5 protein-coding genes are annotated in these 13277 nt (G+C 72.6%); 2 read left to right on the top strand and 3 right to left on the bottom strand.

The window, feature by feature from the left end; all coding sequences use genetic code 11:
* Positions 1-81 precede the first annotated feature (81 nt).
* Positions 82-3135 carry a LuxR C-terminal-related transcriptional regulator gene (locus tag HCC61_RS28975; protein WP_169140645.1) on the top strand — a complete coding sequence of 1018 codons (3054 nt, stop codon included), beginning with the start codon at positions 82-84 and terminating at the stop codon, positions 3133-3135.
* Between the two features lie 154 nt (positions 3136-3289).
* Here HCC61_RS28975 and HCC61_RS28970 read toward each other — a convergent pair whose 3' ends face one another.
* The 3 genes from HCC61_RS28970 to HCC61_RS28960 all read right to left on the bottom strand — a co-directional run bounded on the left by HCC61_RS28970 (position 3290) and on the right by HCC61_RS28960 (position 7446).
* Positions 3290-4975, bottom strand: a complete 1686-nt coding sequence (locus tag HCC61_RS28970) for a bifunctional 3-(3-hydroxy-phenyl)propionate/3-hydroxycinnamic acid hydroxylase (protein ID WP_240969389.1) — start codon at positions 4973-4975, stop codon at positions 3290-3292.
* A 94-nt stretch (positions 4976-5069) separates the two neighbouring features.
* On the bottom strand, positions 5070-6326 hold the full coding sequence (locus HCC61_RS28965) for a 3-deoxy-7-phosphoheptulonate synthase (RefSeq protein WP_169140643.1): 1257 nt from the start codon (positions 6324-6326) through the stop codon (positions 5070-5072).
* Between the two features lie 142 nt (positions 6327-6468).
* Complete coding sequence (locus HCC61_RS28960) at positions 6469-7446, bottom strand: FkbO/Hyg5 family chorismatase (protein ID WP_240969393.1); 978 nt, start codon at positions 7444-7446, stop codon at positions 6469-6471.
* 331 nt (positions 7447-7777) lie between these two features.
* Between HCC61_RS28960 and HCC61_RS28955 the strand changes: the two genes are divergently transcribed.
* The coding region (locus HCC61_RS28955; protein ID WP_206323159.1) for a type I polyketide synthase at positions 7778-13277 on the top strand (5500 nt) is incomplete at its 3' end.

Genomic DNA, 13277 nt, shown 5'->3' with positions numbered 1-13277 from the left:
CGGACCGAGAATCAGGATCAACCCCGCGACCTGGGACGACGATCGCCGTGCCGGGCGCCGTCAGGCGAGGAGTTCTGGATCATGAAGGGGACGACGGACCGCAGGGCCTGCCCGCCCCGCCTGGTCGAACGCGGCGCCCAGTGGTCCCGCCTGACGCGGCTCCTGACGGACGCCGGCGGCGGGTACGGGCGGGTCGCGCTGGTCACCGGGCCCGTCGCCGCCGGGAAGACCGAACTCCTGCACGCGTTCGCGGAGTTCGCCGCCGCACCCGGACCGCACGGACCCGACGGACCGTCTGGACCCGGCGGGCCGCACCGGCCGCCCGAGCCGGACGGTGCGGGAGACGGCACCGAGGAGCGGGGCGCTCTGGTCTCCACCGTCGTCTGCTCCGCCTCCGAGTGCGCTCTGCCCTTCGGCGTCGCCTCACGGCTGCTGCGCACCCCTGCCCTGTACGCGGGCGACGCGACCGACCGGCTGCTGGAGCAGGCCCGCCATGTGGCCGGGGAGCAGGGCGAGTCGGGCGGTCCCGACGGCGGTTTCGACGCGGGCACCCCTGCGGCCGCCCGTGTACTGGACGCCCTGTGCGGGACGGTGCTCGCCGCGGCCGGCACCCGCACCGTGCTGATCGGCGTGGAGGACGTACGCCACGTCGACGCCCCCTCGATGCACTGGCTGCTCTACCTCGTGCGCAGGCTCGGCCCGGCCCGGGTGCTGCTCGTCCTCACCGACATCCCGGCGCCGCGCACGGGCTGTTCGCCGCTCCACACGGAGCTGCTGCGCCACCCGTACTGCCGCACCGTCGAGGTGCCGCTGCTGACCGAACGGGGCGTGGCCGCCTGTGTCGCCGCGCACGCCGGGGGCAGAGACGGCGGGGCCGGGGACGCCGTCGCCGCGGACGAGGCGGCCGCTGGCGAGGCGGCCGATGGCGGTGCGGCAGCGGACCAAGGCGCCGGGGACGAGGGCGCCTTGGACGCGGGCGCTGCGGACGACAGCGCTGCGGATGAGGGCGCCGAGATCCTACGGGCGGGCGGCGGCAACCCGCTGCTGGTACGCGCACTGCTGGAGGACCGGCGGTCGGGCGTGCGCGACGGCGGCGTCGGCCGCGGCCCCGACTTCCAGAAGGCGCTGCTCAGTTGCATGGAACGCTGCGAGGCCGCCGCCCCCGCGGTGATGCGCGCGCTGTGCGTGCTGGACGGCCCTGCCCGCACCGACGCCCTCGCCCGCCTCACCGGCTCGGACACCGCCACGGTGGCGGAGGCGCTCAGCAGGCTGGAGGAGACGGGACTGCTTTACGACGGCGGCCTGCGGCACCCGGCGGTGCGCACCGCCGTCCTGGAGAGCCTCTCGTCCGGGGAGCGCAGCCGGCTGCATCTGGCGGCCGCCGCGCTGCTGCACGGCGAGGGAGCCCCCGCCGACCGCATCGCGCCCCATCTGCTGACCGCCGGGCACCTGGAGGACGCCTCGCTGCTGCCCGTGCTGCACGAGGCCGCCGAGCACGCGCTGCGCGCCGAGCGTCCCCGAACCGCCGTGAGCTGCCTGGAGTTGGTGCGCGACGCCTGCACTGATGCGCGGAGCCGGACCGCCGCCGAGGTCAAGCTGGTGAGCGCCGAGTCCCGGGTCAACCCGGCCGCCGCCGCGCGCCGGCTGCCGGAACTGGCCGCGGCCCTGCGCGAGGACACGGTCACCGCGCGGGACGCCACGGCGCTGGTCGGGCCGCTGCTCCGGCACGGCCGCACCGACGACGCGGCCGCCGCCCTGCGGCGCGCACGCGGTGCCGGGCGGGAGCCGCACGCCCGCGAGGCCGCCGAACTGCGCGCTGTGGAGATGTGGCTGGCCTGCACCCATCCACGCCTGGCCCACCGGGAGTCCCCGGTGCCCGCACTGTCGCCGGCGGGTGCGCACGGGCCCTCCGTACGGCCGCTGCTGACGTCTGCGACCGCCCTGGCCCAGGTGCTCGGGCAGGGCGCAACCGACGACGCCGTGGCCGACGCCGAGCACGTCCTCCAGGCCGCACGCCCCAGCGACACGACGGTCTGGGGCGTGGAACCGGCGCTCCTCGCCCTGTACGCGCTCCTCTACGCGGACCGGCTGGAGATCGCCCAACCCTGGTGCGAGCGGCTGCTGGAGGAGAGCCGGGCCGCCGGTGCGACCGTGGCGCAGGCGCACTTCGCCGCCGCGCGTGCCGAAATCGCGTTGCGCTGCGGCGAGTTGCCGGCCGCGTACGAGCATGCGAGCGGTGCGCTGGCGCTGCTGCCGGTGCCCGCGTGGGGCGTGCTCGTGGGACTGCCTCTGGGCACCCTGGTCCTGGCCGCCACCGGCATGGGACGCCACGACGACGCCGCCGCGCACCTGCGGCAGCCGGTGCCCGACGCGATGTTCCACACCCGCTACGGGCTGCACTACCTGCACGCCCGCGGCCGCCACTATCTGGCCGCCGACCGGCACTACGCGGCCGCCGCGGACTTCCTCTCCTGCCGCGAGCTGATGACGCAGTGGGGCGTGGACATGCCCGGTCTCGTACCGTGGCGCACCTGCACCGCCGAGACGTGGCTGCGCCAGGCGGGCGGCGACCGCGACGAAGCCAGGCGCCTGGTCAACGAGCAGCTCGCCAAGCTGGGTCCGGGCCCCTCCCGCACCCGCGGTGTGGCGCTGCGGCTGCTGGCGGGCCTCAGCTCGCCGCACAACCGGCTTCAGCTCCTCGCGGAGTCCGTAGCGATCCTGGAGGAGCGCGGGGACCAGTGGGAGCTGGCCCGTGCGCTCGCCGACCTCAGCGCCGCCCACCGGGAACTGAGGGCTCATCGCCGCGCCTGGACCGTGGCCCGGCGGGGCTGGCACGTGGCCGACGCGTGCGGCGCGGCCGAGCTGTGCGATGAACTGCTGCCCAGTCGCAGCCGGTTGGAGGTCGCGGACTCCGGCAGGGCGCGAGCAGAGACCCTGGGGGCGCTCACCGACGCGGAGCGCCGCGTCGCCGCGCTGGCCGCCGCCGGGCACACCAATCGGGAGATCGCGGCGAAGCTGTGCATCACGCCCAGCACCATCGAGCAGCACCTCACGCGCGTCTACCGCAAGCTGAAGGTGAAGTACCGCCGGGACCTGCCGTCCGAGCTCCAGACGTATCTGCCGGACACCGCCTAGGCCACGCGGAAGGGGCACGGTGGGGGAGCCCCTCCGTCAGGCACGCCCCGGTCATGCGGCGGTGCGTGGCCCGCCGGCCGCCGCGTCGCCCGCTGTGCACCACCCGCCTTGCGACGCCCCGCCGTTGCCGGCGAGGGCGGGCCGCCAGGGGCCGTCAGCGCGCCGCGAGCGGTGCCCGCGACAGGGCCGCGGTCGCCGTCAACTGCCGCCGCAGATCGCCCACCAGCCGCGGCAGGTCCGAACGGTCGCGGGCCGTGCCGAAGACGTGGAAGTCCGGACGCACCAGCACCGCCACCGATCCCGCGCCGTCGAGGAAGGGAAGGTAGACGTTCTCCAGGTCGACGACCTCGTGCGGCTTGACCTGCTTCGGCGGGGTGCCCACGGGAAGCACCCGTACGAGATGTGCGTCCAGGCGTTCCAGGAACGCCAGGTTCTTCCCCTCCAGCACCTCGTACGGGTCGAGCGTGCTGAGGAGGACGAAGCCGCGGCCCGCGACGTCGTCGAAGAGGCCCCGCTCCTCGCCGCGCGCCACGCGGCCCTGCGGCACCAGGCCGCCCGTCGGACCGCCGTCCGCGGCGCGGGCGTCCCGCCGGAGCACGCCGTCCTCCAGGGGGAAGAACGAGGGCGCCACGTCCCGCTCGGGGGCGTCCTCCTTCATGGCCAGCAGATAGGCGTCCCGCCGCTCCGCCGCCTCCTGGTCCAACTCGGAGACGATCCTGCCGACTTCGACGGACATGTCGATGGTGTGCCGCACCTGCTTGCCCCGCTCGGCCTGGTAGGTGTCCAGCAGCCGTTCACCGGCGACACCGCCGAGGACGAGGTCGAGCTTCCACGCCAGGTTGGCCGCGTCCCGGATGCCGGAGCACATGCCCTGACCGGCGAACGGCGGCATCTGGTGCGCCGAGTCCCCGGCCAGCAGCATCCGGCCGGCCCGCCACTTGTCCGTCGTCGAGGCCTGGAAGGTGTAGACGATGTTGCGTGTGAGCGTGGCGTTGTCCGGGGTGACGCCGTGCGGCTCCAGCAGTTCCCACATGCGCTCGACCGTGCTGAGCTCCTCGTTGGTCTCGCCCGGCAGCCGCATGAACTCCCAGCGCCGGTGGCCGCGTCCGCTGGCGACGATGGTCGTCGGCCGCGCGGGGTCGCAGATCTGCACGTCGTTCGGCGTGAACTCGCGCGGCTCGTGGAAGACGACGTCGCACAGCAGCCAGTCGTGCGTGAAGCCCAGATCCGTCACCTTCGCACCCATGTGCTCCCGTACGAAGCTGTTCGCGCCGTCGCAGCCGACGGCCCAGCGTGCCGTGAGCGGGCGGTCGCCCAACTCCGGTCCGGGCGCCAGCACTTCGACATGGTCGCCGTGGTCGGCGAGGTGCTCGGCCCGGTGCCCCGTCAGCAGCCGCACGTTATCCAGGGTCTCCGCGTGCGCCCGCAGCGCCGACTCGAACGTCGGCTGGTGCATCACCGTGGCCTTCGGCCAGCCGTCCCGGTCGGGCCGGTAGGGCGCCTCGAAGCTCAGCAGCTTCTGCCCGGCCGCATTCTGGAAGGCGTACTCGCCCAGCGCCTCGCCCAGTTCGTTCAGCGACTCCCCGATGCCGGCGGAGGCGAAGTTGCGCGCCGTCTCGCCGTCGAAGGCCACCACACGCGGGAACGGGTACTGGTCGGGGTACTGCTCCAGGACGACCACCCGCCGCCCCCGGTGGGCGAGCAGCAGGGAGAGCACGAGGCCGACCGGGCCGCAGCCGACCACGACCACGTCCGCGTCGGTCCCGGCTCCGTCACCGGCTCCGGCTCCGGCTCCGGCACTGTCACTGTGGGGCTCGGCAGAGTGCGACATCCGACTCATCCGCTCACTCTCGCTCGTTCGTTGTTCTTCGTGGCGGGTTCCCCGCCGGGCCGTTCCGTCGGCCCGTTGCGCCGGTACGCGCCGCGCCGGGCGGTCACAGGACGGCGTCGACGAGCTGCCGGGCCTGCTCGGGGCCGAGCCTCGGGTCGCACAGCGACTCATAGCGTGCCGCGAGAGCCGACTCGTCACGGACCGGGCCGCCGACGCACTCCGTCACCTCGTGGTCCGCGACCTCCAGATGGAGCCCGCCCGGGTGCAGTCGCGCGCCTTCCAGGACGCGTACGAAACAGCGGGCCTCCTCGATCATGTCGTCAAGGTGCCGGGTCTTCAGTCCCGACCGGGTGCGCACGGTGTTGCCGTGCATCGGATCGCTGAGCCAGACCACCGGATGTCCCGCGCGCCGTACGTGCCGGACCACGTCGGGCAGCAGCTCCGGCAGCGCTGCCCGGCCCATGCGCACGATCAGTGTCAGCCTTCCCGGTTCGCGGTCCGGGTCGAGGGCCTCGCACAGCCGGACCACGCTCTGCGGGTCGGCCGACGGCCCGATCTTGCAGCCGACGGGGTTGCCCACCGAGGCCAGCAGCCTTACATGGGCGCCGTCGGGCTGTCGAGTACGGGCGCCGACCCACGGGAAGTGCGTGGAGGACAGATACGTCCCTCCCGTCAGCGGGTCCACGCGAAGCTGCGGCTCCTCGTAGTCCAGGACGAGCGCCTCGTGGCACACCCACGGTCCCCGCTCCTTCGGTCCCTGCTCCTCGCCCTGCCTCTCGCCCCGCGCGCCGGTACGGCCGTCGCGGTCGCCGTCGCCGTGGTGGTCGCGGTGGTGGTCCCGCAGCGCGTCCAGCACTTCGGCGCCCGCGCGGTACGCCCGCAGCATCCGGTGCGGATCGTGGCGGCGCGAAGCGGCGTCCGCGGCGGGCGAGTTGACCAAGTCGCCCCTGTATACGGGCAGTTCAGCACCGTCGAGGGTCTCCGTCCCATGGCTGCGCGGCTTGGCGTACTGGCCTGCCATCCGGGCGAAGAGCACGACGTCCTCTCCCACGCGGCGGCTCACATGGCCGGCGAGCCCGCCGAGCGCCGCCGCCTTCGCCCGGGTGCGGGGACGGCCGCTGTCGGCGAAGCCCTCCGCGCAGTCGCCTGCCTGTAGCGCCCGGGCCGAGCCGCGCGCCACCGAGGCCAGCGCGCGGCGTGCCGCCGCCACCTCCTCGGCGGTCACCAGCCCGCGCGCCGCGGCGAGTTCACCCCGGATGCGCTCAAGGTCGGGGTGGTCGTCCCAGTCCGGCTGCTGCGGCGGCGCCGGACTCCGCGTGGCGGCGGGCCGGCCGGCGGGCCGGGTCCCGGTGAGCTGCATGAGGCCGGATCTCCCATGTGGTCTCGGGGTCTGGGGTCTCGGAGGCTGAGGGCCCGTGGTCTCGGGGTCTGGGGTCTGGGTCGAAGGGTGCTGTGGGCGGGGCGGCCGGACCGCGAGTACGGGCCCCTTGCCCGACCGGCGGTCAGTCGACGACGCTCTCGATCTCCACCAGCAGGTCGGAGCGGCAGATGTCGACGTTGAGGAAAGCGACGTCCGCCTCCGGGGAAAAGGCACGGGCGCACATGTCCCGCACCACGGGTATGTCTTCCGGATTGCGTACGTACACCTTGACGTTGCGCAGATCCGTCAGCGCGCGGCCTTCCCGCACCCCGTACGCGGAAAGGTTCTCCTCCCCGATCACATGGGCGATGTTGTCCAGTGCGAGCGCGCACTGCCGCTCGATATCGTCCGGGAAGAGAGTCTCATGACCGCGAATGCTGGCGGTGCCGGAAACGTAGATCTGCTCCGCCGCCGAATCCGCCCCCACACGTGAAAGGCACGTAGCCCTCGAGAACTTCGGAGGCCTCGGCCCGTACCGCGGAGGATAGTGATACGGCGGAATCTGCTTCGAGTTCTCGACCGACGTGAGAACCGCCGACCTGCTCGCCAGGAAATAGAATGCGATGCCGCCGCCGAGTGCCCCGATGCCCGTCGCCGCGGGAAGCTGCGCTTCCCGGAAGCGGAACCGTTCGAAGGCCTCCGCACGGCCCCGGCAGAAGTCCCGGTAGACCTCCAGGCCGTCCGCATTGTCCTCATTGATCCTGTTGACGAAGTTCCACATGCGGAAGCAGTTCGTGAAACCGAGGGTTTCCATCAGGTCCAACGCGTTGACGTACGCCGCCCGTGTGCCCTCCGCATAGCTGGGGCCCGGGGGTATGAGGCCCGCGCAGAACAGGTACTCACCGTCGTGGGCCCAGGCGATTCCGTCGCGCTCGTCCCGCTCCGCCACCGCGCCCGCACTCCACACCTCCGCGAACTCGCTGTCCTCGGAGACCGCCATGTGCACACTCGACTCGACCGTGCCGCCCACCAGTTCAGGCGCCACACATTCCGTCGTGTACCGCACGATTCCAAGAGTGGATTCCCGCGAATTCTCCGCGTCCGCCTCCTTGAGACTCATGAACCTCGAAGAAGGCAACGCCACCGCGACATCGGCGTATGTCATCGTCAATCCCTTCCCGGGCGCTCGGCGCCACACCCGGCAACCAGAAACAAAAAGGCCGGCAAGGGCCGGAGTTCCGAAGTGCGGAGCTTTCCGAACCTCTCCACCGGGACGTTAACAGCGCCGCCGCGGCTTTTTCGCACCCAGCCGCAGCCAACCATGGCGCGGCGAGAAGATAGGGGGGTGACAGGGGTTTGTTAGGTGATTTCCTAGTCCCGGCGGTGGGACGCTCCCCCGGGTAGCAAGCTGACACGGCCGGCCAGGGCCTGAACCAGGGGAGCGCCTCGGGATGTTTCGCATCGAACTGATCCGGCCCTTGCCCGAGCTGCTGGAGGAGCACGCCGAACTCCGCGGCGACAAGCCCGCGTTCCGCGACCGCCGCCGCAGCCTCACCTACCGCGACCTCGAAGAGCGCACCGGCCGCCTCGCCGGCCACCTGGCCGGCCTTCGGCTGCAACCCGGCGACCGCGCCCTGATCTACCTCGGCAACTGCGTCGAGACCATCGAGAGCTACCTGGCGATCATCCGCGCCGCCGGCGTCGCCGTACCCCTCAACCCCCACTCCGCCGACGCCGAACTCGCCTACGTACTCGACGACTCCGGAGCACGCGTCGTCATCACCGACCCCGCCCACCTCGACCAGGTCCGCTCGATGCTCCCCGAGCGGACCCACCTGCGCGTCGTCGTCACCGGCCCCGACCCCCTGCCCTGGGACGCCGCCGGAACCGTCGTCTCCTACCAGGACCTGCTCGCCCGCGAAGCGCCCGCCCCCGCCCGCGACGACCAGGACCTCGACGACACCGCCTGGATGCTCTACACCTCCGGCACCACCGGCAAGCCCAAGGGCGTCCTCTCCAGCCAGCGCAGCTGCCTGTGGTCCGTCGCGGCCTGCTACTCGCCCATCGTCGGACTCCGCGAGGACGACCACGTCCTGTGGCCCCTGCCGCTCCACCACAGCCTCGCCCACGTGCTGTGCGTCATCGGCGTCACCGCAGTCGGGGCCGCCGCCCGCATCCTCGACGGCTTCTCACCCGGCGAAGTCCTCCAGGCCATGCGGGAGGAGCCCTTCACCTTCCTCACCGGCGTCCCCGCCATGTACCACCAACTCCTCGCCGCAGCCCGCGAAGAGGACGACGACGTGCACACCGGCAGCCTCCAGCGCTGCCTGACCGCCGGCTCCGTCTGCCCGGCCGCGCTGCGCCGCGACTTCGAGGAGACGTTCCGGGTCCCCCTGCTCGACGGCTACGGCAGCACCGAGACCTGCGGCCTGATGACCGTCAACTGGCCCGACGGGACACGCATCGACGGCTCCTGCGGACTGCCCGTGCCCGGCCTGTCGCTGCGCCTGGTCGACCCCGACACGGGCCACGACGTACCCACCGGCCGTGAAGGCGAAGTCTGGGTGCAGGGCCCCAACCTCATGTCCGGCTACCACAACCAGCCCGAAGCGACCGCCGAGGCGCTGCCCGGCGGCTGGTACCGCACCGGCGACCTCGCCCGCCGCGACGCGTTCGGCTACCTCAGCATCACCGGACGCGTGAAGGAACTCATCATCCGCAGCGGCGAGAACATCCACCCCGCCGAAGTCGAAGGCGTCCTCCTCCAGGTGCCGTCCGTCGCCGACGCCGCCGTCGTCGGCCGCCCCCACGACGTACTCGGCGAGGTGCCCGTCGCCTTCGTCGTGCCCGGAGGAGACGGACTCGACCCCGAAGCCCTCTACGCCGCCTGCCGGGAACAGCTCGCCAACTTCAAGGTCCCCGAGGAGATCTACGAGACCGACGGCATCCCCCGCACCTCCTCCGGCAAGATCACCCGTCACGTCCTGCTGGAACGCCCCGCACGCCTGCGGGCGGCCGGCGGCAGCCGGCATGAGTCCCTGCTGCACACCGACTGGGTGCCCCTGCCCTCCGTACACGCCACCACCGGCACCACCCCGACCGGCAGAACGCACTGGGCGCTGCTGGGGCCCGACCCCTACGGCCTCGCCACCGCCGTCACCGACGCAGGGCACGACGTCGCCCACCACCCCGACCTGGAATCCCTGCTCGACAACGTCACCGCGGGCGCTCCCGCACCGCAGACGGTCCTGCTCTGCGCACCCGACGACACCGACCCCGCCGGAGACCTCGCAGCCACCGCCGACGCCGAACTCCGCCGCCACCAGGACACGTTGGGGACCTGGGCCGGCCACGAAGCCCTCACCGGCAGCGCCCTCGTCCTCGTCTCCCGAGGCGCCGTCGCCACCGGAGCCGACGAACAGGCCGCAGACCTGGTCCACGCCCCGCTGTGGGGAGCACTGCGCGCCCAGCAGGACCGGCACCCCGGCCGCATCACCCACGTCGACATCGACCGCGACGACGACTCCCGCACCCTCGTGGCACTCGCCCCCACCCTCGACGAGCCCCAGATCGCCGTCCGTTCGGGCGTCGCCCTCGCCCCGCGGCTCACCCGCGCCTCCGCCACCGCCGACCGCGGCGCCGTAGTGCGGCTCGACCCCGAAGGCACCGTCGCCGTCGCCGGCGAACCCGGCCCCACCGGCGCCGCCCTCACCCGCCACCTCGTCGCCGCCTACGGCGCACGGCACGTGCTGCTCGCAAGCCGCCGAGGCCGCGCCGACGACGCCACAGCCGGCCTGGCACGCGAACTGACCGAACTCGGCGCCCACACCACCGTCACCGCCTGCGACACCACCGACCGCGCCGACCTGGCCGCCGCGCTGGAACAAGCCGGCCGCCCCCTCACCGCCGTCGTCCACTGCGCGGCCGACACAGGCGAAGCCGCACCGCCCTCACCCGCGGCACTCGCCCAACCCGACGGCGGACAACCGGTGTTCGGGCCCGTCGCCCGAGCCGCCGTCAGCCTTCACCAGCTCACCAAGGACACCGGCCTCGCCGCGTTCGTCACCATCGGCTCACACGACGGCGTACTCGGCACCGCAGAACACGACGAACAAGCCGCCGCCGGCGCCTTCCTCGACGCCCTCGCACTCCACCGCCGCTCCCGCGGGCTGCCCGCCCTGTGCCTGTCGGCGGGCCCGGCCACCCGGCCGCACGAACTCACCGCCATGTTCGACGTCGCCGCCCCCGCGAAGCTCACGCAGGCACTCGTCATGCGCATCACCGACAGCGGGCCCGTGGAGCGGACCACCGCGGGCGGCGTGCGCCCACTGTTGCGAGGACTGCTCGACACCGCACCGCTGAGCGCCCCCGACCAGGACGAACTGAGCGCGCTGCGCCGTCGCCTCGGCGAGATGCCGCCCGAGGAGCAGACCGGCCACCTCCTCGAACTGGTCCGCAGCGAGACGGCCGCTGTCCTCGGCGCCGCCGGTGCCGAACAGGCCGCCGCCGCAAGGACGTTCCGCGAGATCGGCCTCACCTCCGTGAGCGCCGTACAGCTGAGCAACCGTCTCAGCGCCGCCACCGGCCTGCGGCTCCCCGCACCCGTCGCCTTCGACCACCCCACACCGGAGTCCCTGGCCCGGCACCTGCGCGCCGAACTCCTCGACGAGCGGCCCGACTCGGAATCCGGCACGGCGGCAGGTGCGGGCACGGTGTCCGGTACGGCGGGACAGGACGTGGCGGAGCAGCCGCGGCACGCACCCGACGAGCCCATCGCCGTCGTCGGCATGGCCTGCCGCTACCCGGGCGGCATCAGCTCGCCCGAGGACCTGTGGCGACTCGTCGCGGACGGCGCCGAGGTCACCTCGGACTTCCCGGCCGACCGCGGCTGGGACCTCCGGCGGCTCTTCGACGGCGGCGGCCCCGCCGGCCGGGCCGGCACCAGCGACACCCGCCGCGGCGGATTCCTCTACGACGCCGCCGACTTCGACGCGGGCTTCTTCGGGATCTCGCCGCGTGAGGCGCTGGCGATGGATCCGCAGCAGCGGCTGCTGCTGGAGACGTCCTGGGAGGCGATCGAGCAGGCCCGGCTCGACCCGGCCTCCCTGCGCGGCTCGCGCACAGGCGTGTTCACCGGCGTGATGTACCACGACTACGGCACACACCTGGACGCGGCACCGGAGGGGACCGAGGGCTACTGGACGACCGGCACCGCCGGCAGCGTCGCCTCCGGCCGGGTGTCCTACGCCCTCGGCTTCGAGGGTCCGGCGGTGACGGTGGACACCGCGTGCTCGTCGTCACTGGTGGCGCTGCACTGGGCCGTACGGTCCCTGCACAGCGGCGAGTGCTCGCTCGCCCTCGCCGGAGGCGCGACGGTCATGTCGACTCCGGGCACCTTCGTGGAGTTCTCCCGGCAGGGCGGTCTTGCGGCGGACGGCCGGTGCAAGGCGTTCGCGGATGGCGCGGACGGCATGGGCTGGTCCGAGGGTGTGGGCGTGCTGGTGTTGGAGCGGCTCTCGGATGCGGAGCGTCTTGGGCATCGGGTGCTGGCGGTGGTGCGGGGTTCTGCGGTGAATCAGGACGGTGCGTCGAATGGTTTGACGGCGCCGAATGGTCCGTCGCAGCAGCGGGTGATTCGGCAGGCGTTGGCGAGTGCGGGGTTGTCGGCGTCGGATGTGGATGCGGTGGAGGCGCATGGCACCGGGACGGCGTTGGGTGATCCGATCGAGGCGCAGGCGCTGTTGTCGACGTATGGGCAGGATCGGGAGTCGGATCGGCCGTTGTTGTTGGGGTCGGTGAAGTCGAATCTGGGTCATACGCAGGCGGCTGCGGGCGCCGCGGGTGTGATCAAGATGGTGGAGGCGCTGCGTCACGGCGAGTTGCCGCGGACGTTGCATGTCGATTCCCCGTCCTCGCACGTCCATTGGGACGCCGGCGCGGTCGAACTGCTCACGGAGCGGGTGGCGTGGCCTCAGGTGGGGCGTGCACGGCGCGCGGGCGTCTCCTCGTTCGGGATCAGCGGCACCAACGCCCACGCGATCCTCGAAGAGGCACCTCCCTCCACGGATACCGAAGACCGTGGAAAGACCGGCGACGCCGCTCCGGCCACCCAAGTCCCCGCTGTCGTGCCGGTGTTGGCGTCGGCGAAGGCGGCGGGTGCGTTGGATGGGCAGGTGGAGGCGTTGGGTGCCTGCGCCCGGGAGCGTTCGCGGTTGGATGTGGGTTTCTCGTCGGTGGTCTCCCGGTCGGTGTTCGAGCATCGTGCGGTGCTGCTGGCCGATGAGGAGGGTCTGACCGAGGCTGCTCGGGGTGTGGCGGCTCAGGACCCGGGTCTGCTGGCGGTGGTCTTCTCGGGTCAGGGGAGTCAACGGCTTGGTATGGGGCGGGAGTTGTATGCCCGGTTCCCGGTCTTCGCCGAGGCTTTCGATGCGGTGTTGTCGTATCTGGATCCGGGTCTGCGGGATGTGGTTTGGGGCGAGGACGAACAGGCGCTGAATCGTACGGGGTGGGCTCAGCCTGCGCTGTTCGCGTTGGAGGTGGCGCTGTTCCGCCTGGCCGAATCGTGGGGCATCCGGCCCGACTATCTCGCCGGGCATTCCATTGGTGAGATCGCCGCTGCCCATGTTGCCGGGGTGTTCTCGCTTCCTGATGCGTGTGCGTTGGTGTCGGCGCGTGCGCGGTTGATGGAGGCGTTGCCGGAGGGCGGTGCGATGGCCGCCATCGAGGCATCCGAGGACGAGGTCGCGCCGTTCCTGACTGAAGAGGTGTCGTTGGGTGCGGTCAATGGGCCGTCGTCGGTGGTGGTCTCCGGTGTGGAGGCGGCGGTGGCTGCTGTGGTGGAGCGGTTTGTGGGGGAGGGGCGGAAGACTAGGCGTTTGCTGGTCAGCCATGCCTTTCACTCGTCGTTGATGGATCCGATGCTGGAGGACTTCCGCGAGGCTGTGGCCGGTC

The sequence above is a fragment of the Streptomyces sp. HNM0575 genome, from assembly GCF_012726265.1.
Taxonomy (GTDB): domain Bacteria; phylum Actinomycetota; class Actinomycetes; order Streptomycetales; family Streptomycetaceae; genus Streptomyces.
Note: the sequence above shows the minus strand (reverse complement) of the source record. Positions and strands in the feature narration are given on the sequence as shown.

Coding starts and splice junctions, on each gene's coding strand:
- HCC61_RS28975 (WP_169140645.1), top strand. CDS start 82: ATGAAGGGGACGACGGACCGCAGGGCCTGCCCGCCCCGCCTGGTCGAA.
- HCC61_RS28970 (WP_240969389.1), bottom strand. CDS start 4,975: ATGAGTCGGATGTCGCACTCTGCCGAGCCCCACAGTGACAGTGCCGGA.
- HCC61_RS28965 (WP_169140643.1), bottom strand. CDS start 6,326: ATGCAGCTCACCGGGACCCGGCCCGCCGGCCGGCCCGCCGCCACGCGG.
- HCC61_RS28960 (WP_240969393.1), bottom strand. CDS start 7,446: ATGAGTCTCAAGGAGGCGGACGCGGAGAATTCGCGGGAATCCACTCTT.